Origin of the sequence: Chitinophaga sp. MM2321 (genome assembly GCF_964033635.1) — a bacterium.
Lineage (GTDB): Bacteria > Bacteroidota > Bacteroidia > Chitinophagales > Chitinophagaceae > Chitinophaga.
Genome location: NZ_OZ035533.1, coordinates 5888486 through 5907234 on the forward strand (window position 1 = coordinate 5888486; position 18749 = coordinate 5907234).

The window sequence follows — 18749 nt, forward strand, 5'->3', positions numbered from 1 at the left end:
TACATTACGGATCATGAAAGTAACGTTCATAAAATATTGTTTCATTACTACTGCTGCACTGCTTACAGCCGTCATGGCCTTCGCGCAGGATGGTAGCAATAAGTATATCCGGAAGGGTAACCAATTATATCAAAAACAGCAGTATACAGACGCAGAAGCCAATTATAAAAAAGCACTGGAGCAAAATGCACAATCTGCCGTGGGCAGCTATAACCTGGGCAACTCCATGTATCAGCAAAAACGCTTCGATGATGCACGCGCACAATATGCCAACAGCCTGAAACTAGGCGGCAAAAAAGAAATGAAATCTGAAGCAGATTATAATATCGGCAACACCTTCATGGAAGGAAAGAAGTGGGAAGAAAGTATCAAATCCTATAAACAGTCGCTGAAATTAAATCCTGCTGATGAAGATGCCCGGTATAACCTCGCGTATGCACAAGCTATGCTGAAAAAACAACAGCAAGGCGGTGGTGGCGACAACAAGGATAAGGACAAAAAAGATAAAGACAAGAACAAGGATAAAAATAAGGACAAGGATAAGGATAAAAATAAAGATCAGAATAAAGATCAACAGGATAAAGACAAAGATCAGAACAAAGACAAGAATAAAGATCAGCAGAATAAAGACCAGGATAAAGGTCAGGACAAAGAAGATCAGCAGAAGCCGGAACCACAGCCCAGCAAGCTAAACAAGCAGGAAGCAGAACGTTTGTTGCAGGCACTATCGCAGGAAGAGAAGAAGTTGCAGGACAAGGCTAAAAAGGTAAAAGGACAGGTAGTACCGGTAGAAAAAGATTGGTAAGATTTTCACTCATCTGTTATATATCAAATCCAAAAGTGATCCCCGTCGCTTTTGGATTTTTTTATTTATTGAAAAACCGGAACAGGTATAAATAAAAAACCGGAATAGGACTATTCCGGCTATTTTACCTAAACCTACAACTGTTACGCATGGTAACATTTCTTTAAAAAATCATAAAGCAATAACGCTTCCGCCTATGGAAGCGTCCTCGCAGTAAGAAGTTTGAGGTGGGTGTTTGTATGCTGACTGGTCACTCTTTACCATTTGTCCAGCCGGTCATCATTGATTCATCTTACCATTAATTTTTACAAACACCTCCCCAAACGTCCAACACACATTATTTTGCAGCAGCCTGTAATGGCGTGCCTTCCTTTATTTCATCGCTGGCATTCTGCACAAGCTGGTCGTTGTCAGACAGGTCACCGAATATTTCTACTTGTCCATCTGATTCGTTGCCACGCTGTACCGGCACCCACACGGCTTTGTTGTCCACGGATCTGATCACGAAGATCTGTTCTGAGTTACTGACAATAGCTCCTTTAGGTACGATATATACATCCTTCTTGCCGGGCAGGGGAATCTGCACTTCAGCATACATGCCCGGTAGCAGTTTCCTGTCTTTATTGGCAATATCCATTTCCAGCAGTTCGGTACGCATCCTGGAGTCCAGGCTACCGGCAATACGGGTTACATGTGCGGTAAAAGTATCTCCCGGCAAGGCTTTCACGGTAAACTGCACAAAGCTGGCATGGCTCACATCATCCGTATACATTTCAGGCACGGCAACGGATAAACGAAGTTTCTGCTGTTCTTCCAGCCGGAACAATGGTTTATCGGAGCCTTTATCGGCAGGGCCCACATAAGTGCCGGGATGCACATTACGCTGGCTGATCACACCGCTGAAAGAGGCGCGGATCACCAGGTATCCCAGCATTTGCTGTACCTCGTTGATAGCAGAATTGGCAGAAAGATATTCTGCACTGTCTGCCCTCATTTTCTCGAAGGCCATATCCAGGTCGTTGGGAGAAATAGTACCCGGTACCTGGCTGGTTTTCAGCAAACGGTTATAGGTAGCGCGGCTGGCCCTGAATATTGCCTCTTTGGTGTGCAGGCGCGACTGCGCTTCCAGCACCCGCGTATTCATTTCCGGTGCTTCCAGCGTAGCCAGCACCTGACCAGCGGTTACCCGGCTGCCCAGATCTACATTCACTTTTTTTACATAGCTGTTCACCTTGGCATACAGATCTGCAAACTGGAAAGGTTTTATTTCCCCGGGTAACTTCAGCGTTGCTTCCAGTTGCCCTTTATGCAGGTGGATGAACTTAACCTGCACCCGCTGGTTTTCGTGGCTGCTTTCATCCTCCGCCTTGATGCTGTGGCAGGCGGTAAAAAACAGCCCCAACGCAACAACCGTCAATAGCCGGTACGACAGGCTGTATTTTTGTATGTTCATGGTATCAAAATATCGTTTAGTCATAAAAGTTATACTTAGTAAAACCCGGTTATTGAACATGTCTTTCAGCAGGAACATAATACTGGCTCTCTATATCTTCCGGATCCAGTGATACAGATTTAACACTGGTTTTTTGTTGTACCCAGGCAAATATCAATGGCAGGATGAGCAGCGATGCAAAAGTACTGGCAATGAGTCCACCAATTACCGCGCGGCCCAACGGGGCAGTCTGATCACCGGCTTCACCCAGTCCGGAAGCCATGGGGATCATCCCCGCTACCATAGCAATACTTGTCATCAGGATAGGACGTAGCCGGATAGAAGCACCTTCCAATGCCGATCTGCGGGCATCATGATTTTCAAGCCGCAGCTTCTCCGCATTTGTTACCAGCAGGATGGCATTTGCCACAGACACGCCTACCGACATAATAATACCCATATAAGACTGCAGGTTCAATGTAGAACCGGTTATCAGCAGCATGATCAAAGAACCGGCCAATACAGCGGGAATGGTAGACACTATTACCAACGCTACCTTGAACGACTGAAAGTTTGCTGCCAATAGTAACAGGATGACGACAATAGCCACCAGCAGTCCCGATTGCAGACTGTCAAGTGTGTCATCCAGCAGGTTCATCAACCCACGTTTTTCAACGGAGATACCGCGCGGTGGTTCTCCCGCACGTTTAATAGCTGCCGACACCGCGGTGGTGGCAGTACCCAGGTCTTTGTTATAAATATTGGCGCCGATGGAAATAACCCGCACCGCACCGATACGGTCATATTCACCAACCAGCGTATCCGGCTGTAAAGTGGCTACATCGCCCAGTACAGGCCGGTCCCTGTCTTTACTCAGCGGAATGGCTGCCATGTCACTGATGCCGGTCATGGCATTTTCCGGTATAGAAATCTGTACGAGATAAGACGTAGCATTTTTTTCGTCCAGCCAGTTATTCTTTTCCGTAAAACGACTGGAAGAAGTAGCTGCCGTGAGGGATCGGGCAATTTCTCCCACGGTTACACCCAGCTGCGCCGCACGCGCCCGGTCAATGTTGATGCGGATAGCCGGATAGTCCAGTGGCTGGTTGATCTGTACGTCCCGCAGATATGGGATCTTCTTCATTTCTACGAGCAACTTTTCTGCATAAGGACGACTGTCATTGAAGTTCTTACCCATCACGGCAATTTCAATCGGGGTAGCAGCGCCCTGACTCATCACCTTATCTGTAAGATCTATCGGCTCAAAGCTCATCTTTACTTCAGGGAGCTCTGCATGGATCCGTTTACGGAATTTCTCTTTGAACTCGTCCATGTTCACTTTGTAATCTTCTTTGAGATTTACCTGTAACACCGCTTCACTGGGTGTAGCCATGAACAGGTAGATGGGATTGGTAGAGTACGACGAAGGATGTGTTCCGATAAAAGAAGAGGTGATGTCGATGTTGTCGGCGCCCACCAGTTCTTTCAGGATCTCCGTCGATTTAATAAGCATGGTTTCCGTACGTTCCAGACGGGTACCGGTTGGCGCTTTCAGGCGCAACTGGAATTGCCCGTTATTGAGTTTGGGTAAGATGTCGCGGCCAATAATGCTGACGCATAATACAACCAGTCCGACTACCCCTATAAAATAAGCGCCTATGGCCAGCTTGCGGCGTTTCATGAGGGTTTCCAGCCATCCCATGAAGCGGAGCTTGAAGCGGTCAAACCGCGAGATATTTTTCAGGTGTTGTTTTTCATCTGCCAGTTCTGTTTCAATATAGCCGGCAGATTTATGTGGATCACTGCTATGCACATGATGATGTCCCTTGAATTTTTCTTCCTTCAATATCCAGTTAGCCAACACAGGCACCATGGTTTGTGACAGCAGGTAAGAGGCGATCATAGAGAACCCGATAGCCAGCGATAACGGCAGGAACATGGCGCGGGGCACGCCTTTCATGGTAAAGGAAGGCGCGAATACCGCCAGGATACACAACAGGATCAGCAATTTCGGAAAAGCAATTTCCTGGCAGGCATGCCAGATAGCCTGCGCTTTAGGCTTGCCCATTTCCATATGCTGGTGGATGTTTTCTATCGTTACCGTTGATTCATCTACCAGGATACCGATGGCCAGCGCCAGCCCGCTCAGCGTCATGATATTGATGGTTTGCCCTAACAGTTTCAGGCACATCACCCCAATGATGATAGACACCGGTATGGTGATAATCACAATGTAGGCGCTGCGGCGGTCGCCCAGGAACAACAGTACCATCAGCGCAGTGAGCACCGCACCAATAACCCCTTCGCTGACAAGGCTTTTCACAGCGTTTACCACATATACGCTCTGGTCAAAAACAAAAGATATTTTTACATCTTCCGGTAATAATTTCTGAATATCCGGTAATGCTTTTTTCAGGTTTTTTACAACTGTCCAGGTAGATGCATCCGCCGTTTTGATGACGGGCAGGTATACAGAACGTTTGCCATTGATCACGGCATAACTGCTGGTGATATCTGCTGCATCTTCCACCTTCGCCACATCGCGTACAAACACGGTGGGGCCTTCACCCTGCACCAGCGGAATATTTTCAAACTCCTTGACCGTACGCAACACCGTATTGGCAGGTGTCATGTAGGTGATATCACCGATACGTACGTTGCCGGCAGGAGAAATCTGGTTATTATCTTTCACTGCTGCTACCACCTGGTCGGGGGTGAGGTGATGGCTGCGCATCAGCGCGGGGTCTACATGGATAACAATCGTACGGGAGTTACCGCCAAAGGGAGCTGGTGAAGTAAGACCACCGATACGACTGAAAGAAGGCCGTACTACCGTCATCGCCAGATCCTGCAACTGGTTATTACTGCGGGTAGGGCTGCTCAGTGCCAACTGTCCGATAGGCAGCGTGGAGGCATCGAAGCGGATGATGAAAGGCGGCTGTGTACCGGAGGGCATAGAAGAAAAGGCACGATTGGCCATCGCAGTTACCTCTGCCGCTGCTTGTGCCATGTTCGTTCCTTCATAGAAGGTGATCTTCATCATGGTAAGCCCCTGGATATTTTTTGCCTCAATATCCCTTACTCCCGTTACATACAGGAAAAGGTTCTGATAGTTGGTGCCGATAAACCCTTCCATCTGCTGGGGCGACATACCGCCATATGGCTGCGACACATAAATGGCCGGCAGATTCAGGTCGGGAAAAATGTCAATCTTTATATCCCGCATGGACGAAATACCAAAAAACAACAGTCCCACCACTACTACCATGATGGCTATCGGTTTTTGTAAAGCGGTTCTTATCAGGTTCATATCGTTCTTATTGAGAAATGGGTGCTGTTTGCTAAAAGCATTTACAGCTGGTTCAGAAAGAGTTGCAGGTCGCCTACAGTGGCCGATTTATACAAAATGGCCTGCCATACTCCGTTGTAGGCAATATCCCTTTCGGTTTCTGCCCGGTTTATATTGTACAGCGCCTGCGACAGGTCAGCAATATCTGACAGGCCGTTTTCATACAGGGTGCTTTTCTGCAAAAACGCATCGCTGGCGGCTTTCAGGCCAACAGGTGCTTCCCGGTATTTTTTCACGGCGTTTTCAATCTGCTCTTCCGACAACTTCAGCTGATGTTGCAAACGGCTGTATGTTTGATTGTATTCATTCTTCAATCCTTCGGTGGTATACTGCTGGCGTACTACCTGCGAATGTGTTCTCCAGAGATCCGTTACCGTCCACGACAGGTTCAGCCCTACCAGGTAGTTGGAACGCTGTGGATGAATACCGGCCCAGTATCCCTGGCTGTAACTGTTCAGGTTAGCAGCGCCATAATCATCATCAAAGCCTGATCCCCGGGTTTGCATAACGCCCATGAAAGATAAACGGGGCATCACATTTTTGCTGATGAATACCTGGTTGGCTTCACTCAGCGAAATGCGGCTGCCAAATAATTTCAGGAGCGGTTGCTGTTTCAGTGATGAGGAGTCCTGTGCTGAAACCGTTTCCAGCAGTTGATTCGGTATTTTAGTCACGAATGTGGAATCCAGGATGAAGTCCTGTGGTGGTACATCCATCATTTCAGCCAGTTTATTGCTTTGTGCCTGTTCGTAGTTTCTCGCGTCAATGAGGGTAAGCTTTGCTTTTGAAACTTCCGCGTTGGCAATGGAACTGTCTACACCGGCCGTAAGCCCGTTTAATGCACGGGTGATGATGGTATGTTGCAATTGCTGCGCGCGTTTCAGGTTTGATTCCATGGAACCCCGCAAACGCTGTGCAGCAAGGAGATTCAGATAAGATCCTGCTATCCGCACCTGTTGTTCAAATTTTTCCTGCTCCAGGTCGGCGGTATTGGTATTGAGTAATTCCTTTGCTACATCCACTTTGGCAGTTCTGCGGCCAAAGGTGACTACATCCCAGCTAACGTTTGCAAGATAAAGACCACCGAAGGCAGCATTCCAGTTCTGTGAAGGCAAGGCCGGGCCGGAAGCACCGGTACTCCAACCTTTATAACCCCACATGGTTCCGCTTTGTCCGTTTACTGTTCCGTAGCTGTTTTGCGCAGAAAGGTTCAGGTCCGGGAGAAATTCTCTTTTTACAGCACTGATATTTTCAGTGGCTGCCTTGGCATAGTTTTCTTTTGCTTTTATGGACTGATAATTTTTCAATCCGGTCTGCAATGCTTCCTGCAACGTGAGTGGCCGGGATTGTGCCTTCACCGCTGCCGAACTGCAACCCACTGCCAATACAAGCAGTAAAAGCGGTTTCCACATGTTCATACGTTAATCAATAGCGTCTAAAAAAAGCCGTTAGTAAGGGCGGAGTAAAAAATTAGTATGCAAATGTACACTGGGGGGTTCGCTCCTTGTTAGGACAATTCAGCTATTGACTTGTACTATTTGAACATCATGTCACGGAAATCCTGGGGGGAAATACCGGTATTATTTTTGAAAAAACGGCTAAAGTAGGCAGGGTCCTCAAATCCAAGCTCATAGCAGATCTCCTTGACACTTTTATGACTAAAGGCCAGGTTTCTTTTGGATTCCAGTACAATCCGGTCATGAAGTAATTCGGTGACGGTACGGCCGGTCGTTTCTTTGGTGATTTCGTTGAGCCTTTTGGGTGTAAGGGCAAAAGCATTGGCATAAAAGGCTACCTGGTGCTCGCTTTGATAATGTCCTTCCAGCAGGCGGCGCAGCTGCACTACCCTGGCATCATGACTGAGCGGCATCATGGTTTCTGTGGCATTGCGCTTTTTTTCCCGTTCGGCCAGCAGCAGGAATGCATTGAGATAATGTTTTACAATACCCCTGTTACAACCGGAGCAGCTCAGTTCCCTGTTCATCAGCTCCACTAGTCCCATAAAGGATTTCGACGTGTTTTCACTGATGGTGATAGGCCCGTACCCATGCCAGTTATCGAAGAGGTTGGAGAAGTCGTACAACGTCTCCTTATCATGTTTATTGGTAAAGTAAAAAGTTTCGGTAAAAACGATGAAATGTCCTTCCCGCTCGCAATCCAGCTGATGTACCTGTCCGGGGCGGAGCAGGAACAGCATATTATCTTCTACCTCATACCATACGAAATCCACCATATGACGGCCTTTCGCTTTGGTAAACCATAAAATCTGGAAATGATCGTGGCGGTGGGGCAGATTTGTGAGCGCAGTAGTAACCGTACCCAAAGGGGAAATATTGAACTGTCCTTTCAAAGACAGCTGCTGATAAGGTATGTCTATCCCTTTGTTCGCTAACATAAGAAATTCAAATTTACGGCTTTAAGTTCTATTTGCGCGCCTCTCCATTAACCGTTCGTGGAATTTAATGTAGCTTTAAGGTTGCGGCAATATTACCCCGCAGGTTTACTAACTTTGCACCTGCAGGAAAACAAAAAAATGTATGCAACTTTATTGCAACTCTATTACAGAATACAAACGACTGGCCACACTGGAAGTAAAAGCAGGTGACTTATTACTGGGCAATTTCAATCCGATACGGATCCAGACGATGACCACCACAGACACCATGGATACCGCCGGCACGGTGGCACAAACCATCCGCTGCATCGAGGCGGGCGCCGAACTGGTGCGTATTACCGCTCCCAGCAAAAATGAAGCGGAAAACCTGCTGGTCATCAAAAAAGAATTACGCAGACAGGGATATACCACCCCACTGGTAGCCGATATTCACTTTACGCCCAATGCCGCGGAAATAGCCGCCCGCATCGTGGAAAAAGTAAGGGTGAACCCGGGTAATTATGTAGATAAAAAGAAGTTTGAAACAATTGACTATACCGACGCAGAATACAACGAAGAGATTGATCGCATCCGCGAAAGATTCAGCCCGTTGGTAAACATCTGCCGGGAATATGGCACTGCCATGCGCATAGGCACCAATCACGGCTCGCTGAGCGATCGCATCATGAGCCGCTACGGTGACACCCCTATGGGAATGGTGGAAAGTGCGATGGAGTTTTTACGCATCGCGGAAGATCTTCACTACCGTAATATTGTGCTGAGCATGAAAGCCAGCAACCCACAGGTAATGGTGCAGGCATACCGGCTGCTGGTACAAACCATGCAACAGGAACTGGGCCACTGCTACCCGCTGCACCTCGGCGTTACAGAAGCCGGCGACGGAGAAGATGGCCGCATTAAATCGGCTATCGGTATCGGTACCTTGCTGGAAGATGGCGTAGGCGATACCATCCGGGTTTCGCTGACAGAAGATCCTGAATTTGAATTGCCCGTATGCCGGGATATTGTGAAGAGATATACCAACAGGGATAAAGAACAACCCGTTTCCACTTCCCCGATAACAACCCTTCCTTACTCGCCCTTTACATACAAACGCAGGGAAAGCAACAGTATCGGGAATATGGGAGAAAAACAGGTGCCGGTAGTTATTGCAGACTACAGGGGAAGATCACCGTTACAGCCGGCAGACCTTAACGCTATCGGCTATACGTACGATGCCGCTACTGATAAATGGAACATTGCAGATGCTGCAGCAGATTATATTTATACCGGCCAACACATACCCGGCTTTGCATTGCCCGGCACCCTCCAGGTGATCGTGGATGCAGCGTACTGGCAAACCAGCGGCAACAAACAAAATTGTATTCCTTATTTCGATACCGCTTCCTATCTGAAAGCACAGCAGGAAGGGCATACAGGCGCAAAGAATTTTGTAGCCGTGTCATGTGACAACCTGGATACTTCCCTGTTCTCCGACCTGCTCTCCCACTTCAGCGATCCGTCATTTGCGGGCAGTACTATCCTGGTGGCTTCCGCTACCGGTAGTAATGCCATGACTGCCGTAAGAAGTTTATTTATACGGCTTGCAGAAAATAATATAGCCGTTCCCGTTATTATACACAGTATCAGTCATCAACCGGTGATGGATGAACACCTGATCCATCATGCCACCGAAGCCGGCGCCTTGCTGCTCGATGGTTTTGGTGATGGACTCTGGTTAACCAACCAGAAAAATGATCCGGCCCAACAGGCCACGCTGAATAATATCGCGTTCGGTATCCTGCAGGCTACCCGCACCCGCATCTCTAAAACAGAATATATTTCCTGTCCTTCCTGTGGCCGTACACTATTTGATTTACAAGAAACAACCGCCCGCATCCGGGCTGTTACCCATCATCTTAAAGGAGTTAAGATTGCGATCATGGGCTGTATCGTGAACGGACCGGGCGAAATGGCCGATGCCGACTTTGGCTATGTAGGCAGCGGTGTAGGAAAGATCACCCTGTACCGGGGCAAGGAAGTCGTAAAGCGTGGGCTCAACAGCGATGTGGCAGTGAATGAACTGATCAACCTTATCCGCGATAATGGCATGTGGGTAGAGAAAAACTGATATTAAATATTGCTTAAAATGTAGAGGGGTATGCTTTATCAATGAATAAAAAATCTTAATTTTTGGTAAAACATACTGTATGAAAAAGTTCCTCATAGGAATGCTGGCCATGTTCATGGGATTAACCGTAGCCATGGCCCAAACACCTGCCACCCCCACTGCCAAGAAAGAAGTAAAAACAGCTAAAGTAAAAACGGAAAAGAAAGCAGCAACGGCTACACCGGTTGCTTCCGCAGACACCAAGCTGAAAAAAGACGGCACACCGGATAAGCGGTATAAAGAAAATAAAAACGCTGCCACTACATCAGGTCCTAAAAAGAAAGACGGCACACCTGATATGCGCTACAAATCAAACAACAAAACCGCAGGCAAGAAAAAAGCATAACGAATCAAATCACATAAGGATTAAGGGGCAACAAATATTTGTCGCCCCTTAATCCTTATTTTTTTATCTTTACCCACCTAACTAGTTGATAATCTATTGATAGCGAAAGGCGCTATCATATTCCATCACTTGTTACGCAAACTATTTACCTCAAATCCGTATTTTTATTACATGTTCGATTTCAGACTCAGGGTGTTTCATACCGTTGCCAAGAGGCTCAGCTTCACCAAGGCTGCAGAAGAATTATACATCTCACAACCAGCCGTCACCAAGCATATTCATGAACTGGAGCAGCAGCTGGGCATGGCCCTGTTTGAAAGGATCGGTAACCGGATAAAACTAACGAGGGCGGGACAGCTGGTGATGCATCATGCTGAAATAATTTTTACCGATTACCGCAACCTGGAATATGAAGTAAATCAGCTAAAACATACACAGGGCGGGGTTCTTGCCATAGGCGCCAGTAGCACTATTGCACAATACCTGATCCCTCCCCTGCTGGCAAAATTCAATCAACGGTACCCGGATGTTAAAACATCGCTCACCAACGGTAATACAGAACAGATAGAGCAGGCCCTTTTTGAAAAAAGTATCCTGCTGGGTATTATCGAAGGCAGTTCTAAAAATCCGCTGCTGAAGTATGTGGAATTTGCCAAAGATGAAATCGTACTGGTGGGCAACATAAAGCACCAATACGGCAACGGCGAGCCGCTGACAGCCGCTGAGCTTAAAACAATTCCCCTGCTCATGCGTGAACATGGTTCCGGTACCCTGGAAGTGATCACCGATGAACTGAAACGTTTGAAACTGAAGATCACAGACCTGAATGTGGCCATGTATATGGGTAGTACGGAAAGCATTAAATCTTACCTGCATCATGCTCCCTGCGCCGCTTTTATTTCGCTGCAAACAGTACAGCGGGAACTGGAAGCGGGCGAATTTACGATTCTGCCTGTGAAAAATTTCCGGGTGTTCAGGAAGCTCCACTTCACTTATCTGCAAGGCTTGCAGGATAAGCTGGCACAGCTTTTCATCAAGTTTGCCAAACAGCATATTACCGGTCCTAACGCTAACGTATAAACGTTATTTTTTCAACAACCGCCATCGCAGTAGTTCACCGTTATTACCTGCGGGTTGCATCCCCAGTTTCTGCAATACTTTCATGGAAGGAATATTGGTGACGTCGCATTCTGCTACTACCCTTTTCACATATGGTTGCTGAAATGCCCAGCCGATCAGTGCCGCGGCGGCCTCCTGCATATACCCCTGGTTGCGGTATTCCGGCAACAGGGAATAACCTATTTCCACCAGCCCGTTTTTATCGGGGCGGCCTTTAAAGCCTACATCTCCCAGCACCGCTTTGTCTTTAGCCGACACAATGATCCATAATAACCAGGGGAAAGACCGGGGATCATCCTGCAACAATTCAATCAGGTGGGGTAACAATTCTTTCAGATCGGCCTGTGGCCATTCGGGAGGAATGTGTGCATCCAGTGATGTTACAGCGTGTTGGTCATGCAAATAAATTTCCGTTATAAGGGGTAACCGGCAAGGATATATCAGTAATCTCGGTGTTTGTAGGGGTAACATAATAACAGTGGTTTACATCAAAAAAAACAGCTATCTGCTGCCGGTCTTTATCGCCTGGGTATCCAGCTCTTCTCCTGCTTTCAGTATATGGATCTGCAATTGTTCCTGGTCTTTTGTCAATGCTTTGAATTGCTCCGGCGTACCGGTCAGAGAGGCCATGGTACCGTAGTGACAGGGTATTACATGTTTCACTTTGAGTAGCCGGGTGGCGAAAGCGGCTTCCAGTGGCCCCATGGTAAAGCGGTCGCCAATGGGCAGGATGGCAATATCCGGCTTATAGATCTCTCCAATGAGTGCCATGTCGCCAAACACAGAAGTATCACCGGAATAGTAGATGGAGATATCGTCGCTCATCCGCACAATAAAGCCATTGGTAGTATGTGTGTATCCTATTTTGCCGTCGGGTAAATTGATTTGTGCAAAGTGGAAAGCATTGGTCATTGTCACTTTCATATCCATGGTGGACAGGGTTCCGCCGGCATTCATCGGTTCAAAAACGTGATCCGGTACACCCTGCTCCTGTAAATACATCCGGACCACAGGATTGGCAATTACCTTGGGAGACCTGGTGCGGATGATCTCCACCATTTTACTATCCAGGTGATCGCGGTGGCCATGCGTAATCAGGATCAGGTCTATCTTATCCGGAATGGTAAGCCCCGCCGGGATGGCGGTATTGCCTGTATACCATGGGTCCAGTAATACAATGCGGCCTTCCGGCGTAGTGAGTTGAAAACTGGCATGACCCAACAACTGTATTTTGGTGTATTGCGCGCTCATATAAAAAGCCGTTTAGAATCCTTATCTAAATATACTATTTCTACTTCTTCTACGCACACAGGAGCTTGTTCAAAAAAAATCCTGTACCGGCAATACCGGAACAGGATTTTCTATCTATAGCTGATAAAAACTATTGACGTTGTAATGTATAAGTGATCGCAGCGGCTTTACCTTCAAAATTCAGGTTAGCTTTCCAGGTCATGGTGCTGCCGGCGCCTAATACTTCTACGAGGTAGCCGTCTGTTACATTTTTAGCTTTCACACCACTCAGCAGTTTTTTGAATCCGAACATGGTTACACCGCCTTGTTTGCTCAGTGTCCATACAATGTTCTGTGTAACGGGGCTGCAACCATTTTCAGTAGATGATAAAGTGTAAGAACCGTTGGCATTATTATCGGGGAGGATCCACTGGCTTCCTTTAAAGCAGGCGGCAGATGCTTCATCGAAAACGGTTACTTTGGCGTTATCCGGAATCCCTTCATAACGGATGTCTGTTAATACCCAGTTCCCTTTTACGGCGCTTTTGTTAATGTCCGTGGTCACACCTTGCTTGGGGGAGCAGGATGATCCGAGGATAGCAATCAGTGCCAGAAATAAAGCGGCTAATGATAAATTTTTCATGGAGAATGAATTTGTATGTTTAAATGCTCATGTATTCAACAGCTGTAATCCAATAAGGTTTATACCAGCCGGAATACGGGGCAAGTTCAGCTTTTGCAAGAAACGTACCAAATGAAAATAAGCAGATCAATGGCTGGCCGGCAAAGGATTTGCGACAGCGGGGGATTTCAGTTTAATCAGCACCTCTTCCAACTGGGTGGTCCGGTGATACAGGTACCAGGTGCTGGCAGCCAGTGACATGGACAGGATACACATGGCCACAAAGGCGCAACGCCACCATATACTTACCATAATACTGCGGTTCCAACCGGGATTGGCATTAATGTATACAGGCTCCGGTGGCGTGTATGCATTTGCGTTATTACTGTTGCGGCGGTAATGGTCCTGACTGTGTCCACTATAATCCATCCGTTTGAATATAGCCCGCTTCAGTTTGGCGGGAGGCATCACAGCTTCGTCCAGCACCTGTTCTTCCACCCGCAACTCTACTGCTCCCACTTCCTTTTCCAGTTCAGGGTACAGCATACGCAGATACGTTAGCTCCTCCTCCTGTTCAGGTGTGGCGAGTCCGAGCACATAACGCTCTATTATTCCGCTCTCTATGTAATCTTTTACGTTCAAAATACCGGTTCAAAAAAGCAGGTAAAATATAAATAATAAATACTATATCTATATAGATACGTTACCAACTATCCTTGTGGATTTACAAAATGATAAAATATTTTTACAGAACGTTAAAAACGTTGCTAAAATTATAGGGGGGTGGTATATTCCTGTTGTACCTGCATAACAGCTACAATAGCAGATCTTGCTTCTTCCTGCTCTTTAACCTGACGGTATTTGAGGTAATAGAGGATGGCAAAGAACAGAAAAATTTTAGACAGGATAAAGATGATAATAAAGAAGATCTTCCACCAGCGGTGTACGGAGATATGGCTGCCGTCTTTAGGCAGGATGTTGATAAAAGTATAACTGGAAGAGGTTTCTCCATATCCACCCGCCTGTTCCCAACGGATCTTTTGCAGTACCCGCTCTTTGGTTTGTGCAGGAGGCATAGCCGCCTCATCGAATGCTGCCCTTTCCAGGCGGCGTTCTACAATCTCCACTTCCGTGTCGAGGTCGGGGTATAACCGTCTCATGTGCTCCAGTTCTTCCACTTCAGATTCAGTGGCCAGCCCTAAAACAAACGATTCGATGATACCGCTTTCTATGTAAAATTTTAGTTCCAAGTATCTTTTAAAAATTTTCTGAAGGCTTTCATGGCCGCTTCCAGTATTTCATTTACCTGCCCTTCCGGCATCGCCAGCATGCGGGCTATCGTTGTGATAGATAATCCTTTGAAATAACAAAGTCGGAACACTTGTTGTTCTCTGGGCGGCAATACTACGTAGAATTGTTGCAATATACCTTTCTCTTTTTCCATTAGTTCTGTGCCTGTCAGCGCCGTTTCGGGTAGGGCTTCTTTGATAGCCAACTCCCTGGTTTTGCGCAATAACCAGGCAAATAGGGTGCGATAGCCTGATGTTTTAAATGTTTCAATATGATGAAAAGCCCAGGTAAATACGCGTACGATCACATCATCCGCCCTTTCTTTCATAGGTACCAACTGTAGCACCATACCGTAAAGCGCGCCTGCATAGCGATCATATAACAGCTCTTTCGCGGCAGGATCTCCTATCATCAGTCGCTCTACAAGCACATGCTCATTTATATGTGTCAGATCTCTCCGCAAAAAAAGTTGTGCTACCGTTTAGGAGTGCTAATATATAAAATTTGTTAATAGGTCCGCTATTATTGCAGAAATGAATTTACTAACATATATAGCTGAAATGGACAATTATTTAATAATCAACTATTCCGGCACAATAGTGTTATCTATCTAAAGTAAAAATATCACCATGCACTGTAAAACCTATCTGCTCGCCGCATGTACGCTGGCAGCGGCTTCCTGTGGCAACGGCGCCGGCAATACTACCGCTGATTCTGCAACAGCAGACAGCGATGCTGATACTGTCATGGCAGCCCATGCCGATTCGGGTACCAGCCTGGATGTACAACCACTTACCGGCTACTTTGTGAAGAATAACATCCAGGTAAGCGATAGCCTCACCTTCTGGATCATAGATAACCCGGCTACCTTCGACAGCCTTTTCGGCATGGCCAAAACGATGAACAATAAAATTGACAACCCTGATTTTGGCACCCACGTGGTAGTAGCGGCCACTATGCCCGCCACTTTCTATGGCACGGAAATCCAGCTGGCATCCGCTACTTCCGACGATCAGAATAATGCGGAACTTCATTTTGTGGCGCCGGCAGGCAACGGGAAAAGCTCCTCATCCGCTACACCGCTATGGCTGGGAAGTATCCCTAAAACCGGCAAAAGTACCATCAAACTATATACAGGGGATCACTTAACGAAAACGGTTAATGAACTGGAATAAACATCGTCCCGGTCATTTAAACCGTTGTGCCACCACCTCCTTCCTGTAAGCAAAGAGCCCTTCCAGATAATAAAAGCGCCGGCACAGAGGTTTGACAGTCCTCCCCGTAAGGGCGCCTACATTTACTTTATGCTTTCATGGCTTTTCGTAAGTTTGTACAATATTTTAATCCGACCGGTAACATGTATCAATATATCAGGAGCTGGGCATTCTGGCTGATTTTTATAGTAGTATCCAATTCATTAACACGCTGCGCCAACATTGTGCCGCCAAGCGGAGGGCCGCGTGACAGTCTGCCGCCGGTGCTGCTGGCAGTAAATCCAAAGGATTCCTCCCTGCATTTCAAAAGCAAAAAGGTGTCTTTTGTATTCGATGAATATGTGGAACTGGATAATGTAAACGATAAGCTGATTGTATCACCTACCCTGAAACGTACACCGGTTGTACTGGCGAAGCTGCATACGGTAACCATGGAAATCAGGGATACCCTCCAGGAAAACACCACTTATACCTTCAACTTTGCAGATGCCATCCGTGATATCAACGAACGTAATATTGTACTGGACTTCCAGTATGTAGTATCTACCGGCGACTATCTCGATAGCTTGCAGGTAACAGGGCACCTTATCAATGCCGAATCCGGCCGGATGGACAGCAACGTGGCCGTGATGCTGTACAGGGGCCACGAAGACTCCATTGTAACAAAGGAGAAACCTGTTTATTACGCTAAAACAAAAGGTGATGGCTCTTTCCGCTTTAAAAATATTGCGCCCGGCACCTACAAAATATTTGCCCTGAAAGAAGAAGACCGCGATCTCCAATACAATCAGCCTACGGAGTTGATTGCTTTTGTGGAAGCGCCGATAGTTCTGAAGGAAACAAACCTGGCAGACGTAAATATGCTACTGTTTATGGAAACAGATAGTACTATAAAACCACCACCAGAGCCAATTGACTCAGCCGACATAGAAGAAATTCCGGAAGAAAAGAAAAAGAAGCTGCCCAAGCTGCAGGTAACACCCACATTGGAAGGCGGCATGCAGGAACTCCCTTCCCCCATGCGCCTCACCTTTAACCTCCCGCTGAGAACACTGGACAGCGCCAGGATGATCCTGGGTGAAGACAGCACCTTTACACCGGTTACCTTTACCAGCAACATGGATTCCACCCATACCAAACTGTCGCTGGATTATCCATGGAAGGAGGGCATGCCTTACCGCCTGGTCATCCCTAAAGATGCCGCCACGGATACCGCAGGCCAACAACTGGCAAAGCCTGATACCATTAGTTTCAAAACTAAAAAATCCAGCGACTACGCCATCTTTGGCGTTACGCTGAAAGTCAGTGACAGTACCCTTCATGCCATCGATAACGATTCCATGCACTATGTAATACAACTGGTGCAGGATAAAACAATAAAGTATTCCGGGGAAGCTATTAATGGGAGCTGGCTTCAGAAATTTATTACACCGGGAGAATACGAAGTAAGGGTGCTCCTGGATACCAACGGTAACGGCAAATGGGACCGCGGCGTGTATTTCAAGAACCCCAAGAAGCAACCCGAGCGCGTCATACTGCTTCCCGGCAAACAGAACCTGAAGGCATACTGGTCCGTAAAACCAACAATAGAAATATAAAATATTGCAGCCGCTACCCCGGCTGCAATATCCCTAACTTTGCATTATGGTATTTTCCTCTGCTCTGATAGAAAACGCAGTAAATGAATTCGCAAAATTGCCGGGCATCGGTAAAAAAACGGCGCTGCGACTGGTGTTGCATCTCCTCAAACAGGAAACAGCACAGGTACAGCTGTTTGGCGAAGTGATAGCCCGTATGCGCGAGCAGATCCGGTTCTGTAAAGTATGTCACAACGTGTCTGATGAAGAAGTGTGCAGTATCTGTAGTAACCATGCGCGGCAACAGCAGGTGGTATGCGTGGTGGAAAGCATCCGCGATGTAATGGCCATTGAAAACACGCAGCAGTTCAATGGTTTATACCATGTACTGGGCGGCATTATCTCTCCTATTGACGGTATCGGTCCTGATCAGCTGAATATTCATTCCCTGGTAGAAAGAGTACAGCAGCAGGGAGTAGAAGAAGTGATCATGGCATTAAGTCCAACTATTGAAGGAGATACCACTATTTACTATCTCTCTAAAAAGCTAAAAGAATACCCCGTAAAAATAACTACAATAGCCCGCGGCATTGCCTTTGGAGGAGAACTCGAATATGCTGACGAAATGACTTTAGCGCGCTCCATTTCGAACCGGCTACCATTGGAGAACTATGTTAAACAATAAACATTTAGGTATTTTCTGATTTACGAATTTAGGAATTTAAAATGCAGCGGAGATCACCCTATAGGCTTCCGCTGCATTTTAAATTCCTAAATTCGTAAATCAAAAAAATACCTAAATAAAATACGGGCGTTGAATAACGCCCGTCTTCGTTTAACCTGTAATTCCACGTTATGAAAAGGTTCAGTGCGCATCCTTTTCGGGATGGCCCTGTAATGTTGTATGATTGGTTATTGACTGTTGATCTTGTTCTTGTTGCAATGCTTTCCAGCGTTGCATTTCATATTTATTCAGGAAACACACTTTAAAAACTTCCGCTGTATTCCCGTCATTTGCTCCGGGCACGGGGTGTAAACCCAGATTAGCCAGGTGCGCACGCAAGGCGTGGATATGTTTTGAAATGGTCATGTCAGACTTGTTTTGTTGTAATAAAATGGAGAAGAACTAATGACGAAACTGTTAATTGCACTTACAGCAATACCCCGAAGGGCAGCAGGCATACGGCTGGTGGAGCGCCATGGCCGGGTTTATGAGCAGAT

The 18749-nt window shown here is 46.8% G+C and carries 18 protein-coding genes; 7 read left to right on the plus strand and 11 right to left on the minus strand.

Features of this window, described 5'->3' with window-relative positions; translation table 11 throughout:
* Nucleotides 1-13: 13 nt before the first annotated feature.
* The gene (locus ABQ275_RS23035) at nt 14-805 is read left to right on the plus strand and encodes a tetratricopeptide repeat protein (protein ID WP_349315490.1); all 792 of its coding nucleotides are present in this window, start codon (nt 14-16) and stop codon (nt 803-805) included.
* A gap of 337 nt (nt 806-1142) precedes the next feature.
* Here the strand turns inward: ABQ275_RS23035 and ABQ275_RS23040 are convergent, their stop codons facing one another.
* The 4 genes from ABQ275_RS23040 to ABQ275_RS23055 all read right to left on the minus strand — a co-directional run bounded on the left by ABQ275_RS23040 (nt 1143) and on the right by ABQ275_RS23055 (nt 7981).
* Nucleotides 1143-2282 (minus strand): efflux RND transporter periplasmic adaptor subunit, encoded by a 1140-nt coding sequence (locus ABQ275_RS23040; protein ID WP_349315491.1) that lies wholly within the window; start codon nt 2280-2282, stop codon nt 1143-1145.
* Nucleotides 2283-2307: 25 nt separating this feature from the next.
* Nucleotides 2308-5547, minus strand: a complete 3240-nt coding sequence (locus ABQ275_RS23045) for an efflux RND transporter permease subunit (RefSeq protein WP_349315492.1) — start codon at nt 5545-5547, stop codon at nt 2308-2310.
* A gap of 41 nt (nt 5548-5588) precedes the next feature.
* The gene (locus tag ABQ275_RS23050; protein ID WP_349315493.1) at nt 5589-6998 is read right to left on the minus strand and encodes a TolC family protein; all 1410 of its coding nucleotides are present in this window, start codon (nt 6996-6998) and stop codon (nt 5589-5591) included.
* Between the two features lie 122 nt (nt 6999-7120).
* A complete protein-coding gene (locus ABQ275_RS23055) occupies nt 7121-7981 on the minus strand; it encodes a helix-turn-helix domain-containing protein (RefSeq protein ID WP_349315494.1) in 861 nt (286 codons plus the stop codon).
* Between the two features lie 142 nt (nt 7982-8123).
* Here ABQ275_RS23055 and ispG point away from each other — a divergent pair, with 142 nt between their 5' ends.
* From ispG to ABQ275_RS23070, 3 genes are all read left to right on the plus strand, one after another.
* Complete coding sequence (gene ispG / locus ABQ275_RS23060; RefSeq protein WP_349315495.1) at nt 8124-10091, plus strand: (E)-4-hydroxy-3-methylbut-2-enyl-diphosphate synthase; 1968 nt, start codon at nt 8124-8126, stop codon at nt 10089-10091.
* A gap of 79 nt (nt 10092-10170) precedes the next feature.
* Complete coding sequence (locus ABQ275_RS23065) at nt 10171-10476, plus strand: hypothetical protein (protein ID WP_349315496.1); 306 nt, start codon at nt 10171-10173, stop codon at nt 10474-10476.
* A gap of 171 nt (nt 10477-10647) precedes the next feature.
* The gene (locus tag ABQ275_RS23070) at nt 10648-11556 is read left to right on the plus strand and encodes a LysR substrate-binding domain-containing protein (RefSeq protein ID WP_349315497.1); all 909 of its coding nucleotides are present in this window, start codon (nt 10648-10650) and stop codon (nt 11554-11556) included.
* A gap of 3 nt (nt 11557-11559) precedes the next feature.
* Here the strand turns inward: ABQ275_RS23070 and ABQ275_RS23075 are convergent, their stop codons facing one another.
* The 6 genes from ABQ275_RS23075 to ABQ275_RS23100 form a co-directional block, all read right to left on the minus strand.
* Nucleotides 11560-11997 carry a GNAT family N-acetyltransferase gene (locus ABQ275_RS23075; protein ID WP_349315498.1) on the minus strand — a complete coding sequence of 146 codons (438 nt, stop codon included), beginning with the start codon at nt 11995-11997 and terminating at the stop codon, nt 11560-11562.
* A 99-nt stretch (nt 11998-12096) separates the two neighbouring features.
* A complete protein-coding gene (locus tag ABQ275_RS23080; protein WP_349315499.1) occupies nt 12097-12846 on the minus strand; it encodes a metal-dependent hydrolase in 750 nt (249 codons plus the stop codon).
* Nucleotides 12847-12976: 130 nt separating this feature from the next.
* Nucleotides 12977-13468, minus strand: coding sequence for a hypothetical protein (locus ABQ275_RS23085; protein ID WP_349315500.1), 492 nt, complete (start codon nt 13466-13468; stop codon nt 12977-12979).
* 126 nt (nt 13469-13594) lie between these two features.
* Nucleotides 13595-14089: a hypothetical protein gene (locus ABQ275_RS23090; protein ID WP_349315501.1), complete on the minus strand. Its 495-nt coding sequence runs from the start codon at nt 14087-14089 to the stop codon at nt 13595-13597.
* Nucleotides 14090-14220: 131 nt separating this feature from the next.
* Nucleotides 14221-14697 carry a hypothetical protein gene (locus ABQ275_RS23095; protein ID WP_349315502.1) on the minus strand — a complete coding sequence of 159 codons (477 nt, stop codon included), beginning with the start codon at nt 14695-14697 and terminating at the stop codon, nt 14221-14223.
* Complete coding sequence (locus ABQ275_RS23100) at nt 14688-15167, minus strand: sigma-70 family RNA polymerase sigma factor (RefSeq protein ID WP_349315503.1); 480 nt, start codon at nt 15165-15167, stop codon at nt 14688-14690. The genes ABQ275_RS23095 and ABQ275_RS23100 overlap by 10 nt, the downstream gene beginning before the upstream one ends.
* Nucleotides 15168-15366: 199 nt before the next feature.
* Between ABQ275_RS23100 and ABQ275_RS23105 the strand changes: the two genes are divergently transcribed.
* The 3 genes from ABQ275_RS23105 to recR all read left to right on the plus strand — a co-directional run bounded on the left by ABQ275_RS23105 (nt 15367) and on the right by recR (nt 18213).
* A complete protein-coding gene (locus ABQ275_RS23105; protein ID WP_349315504.1) occupies nt 15367-15912 on the plus strand; it encodes a hypothetical protein in 546 nt (181 codons plus the stop codon).
* Between the two features lie 137 nt (nt 15913-16049).
* Nucleotides 16050-17549 (plus strand): Ig-like domain-containing domain, encoded by a 1500-nt coding sequence (locus ABQ275_RS23110; RefSeq protein WP_349315505.1) that lies wholly within the window; start codon nt 16050-16052, stop codon nt 17547-17549.
* Nucleotides 17550-17595: 46 nt separating this feature from the next.
* Entirely contained in the window at nt 17596-18213 is a 618-nt protein-coding gene (recR, locus tag ABQ275_RS23115) for a recombination mediator RecR (protein WP_349315506.1), read from the plus strand.
* Between the two features lie 180 nt (nt 18214-18393).
* Here recR and ABQ275_RS23120 read toward each other — a convergent pair whose 3' ends face one another.
* A complete protein-coding gene (locus tag ABQ275_RS23120; RefSeq protein ID WP_349315507.1) occupies nt 18394-18618 on the minus strand; it encodes a hypothetical protein in 225 nt (74 codons plus the stop codon).
* Nucleotides 18619-18749: the final 131 nt, after the last annotated feature.

Coding starts and splice junctions, on each gene's coding strand:
- ABQ275_RS23110 (WP_349315505.1), top strand. CDS start 16,050: ATGGCTTTTCGTAAGTTTGTACAATATTTTAATCCGACCGGTAACATG.
- ABQ275_RS23045 (WP_349315492.1), bottom strand. CDS start 5,547: ATGAACCTGATAAGAACCGCTTTACAAAAACCGATAGCCATCATGGTA.
- ABQ275_RS23120 (WP_349315507.1), bottom strand. CDS start 18,618: ATGACCATTTCAAAACATATCCACGCCTTGCGTGCGCACCTGGCTAAT.
- ABQ275_RS23035 (WP_349315490.1), top strand. CDS start 14: ATGAAAGTAACGTTCATAAAATATTGTTTCATTACTACTGCTGCACTG.
- recR (WP_349315506.1), top strand. CDS start 17,596: ATGGTATTTTCCTCTGCTCTGATAGAAAACGCAGTAAATGAATTCGCA.
- ABQ275_RS23105 (WP_349315504.1), top strand. CDS start 15,367: ATGCACTGTAAAACCTATCTGCTCGCCGCATGTACGCTGGCAGCGGCT.
- ABQ275_RS23055 (WP_349315494.1), bottom strand. CDS start 7,981: ATGTTAGCGAACAAAGGGATAGACATACCTTATCAGCAGCTGTCTTTG.
- ABQ275_RS23065 (WP_349315496.1), top strand. CDS start 10,171: ATGAAAAAGTTCCTCATAGGAATGCTGGCCATGTTCATGGGATTAACC.
- ABQ275_RS23080 (WP_349315499.1), bottom strand. CDS start 12,846: ATGAGCGCGCAATACACCAAAATACAGTTGTTGGGTCATGCCAGTTTT.
- ABQ275_RS23085 (WP_349315500.1), bottom strand. CDS start 13,468: ATGAAAAATTTATCATTAGCCGCTTTATTTCTGGCACTGATTGCTATC.
- ispG (WP_349315495.1), top strand. CDS start 8,124: ATGCAACTTTATTGCAACTCTATTACAGAATACAAACGACTGGCCACA.
- ABQ275_RS23050 (WP_349315493.1), bottom strand. CDS start 6,998: ATGTGGAAACCGCTTTTACTGCTTGTATTGGCAGTGGGTTGCAGTTCG.
- ABQ275_RS23040 (WP_349315491.1), bottom strand. CDS start 2,282: ATGACTAAACGATATTTTGATACCATGAACATACAAAAATACAGCCTG.
- ABQ275_RS23070 (WP_349315497.1), top strand. CDS start 10,648: ATGTTCGATTTCAGACTCAGGGTGTTTCATACCGTTGCCAAGAGGCTC.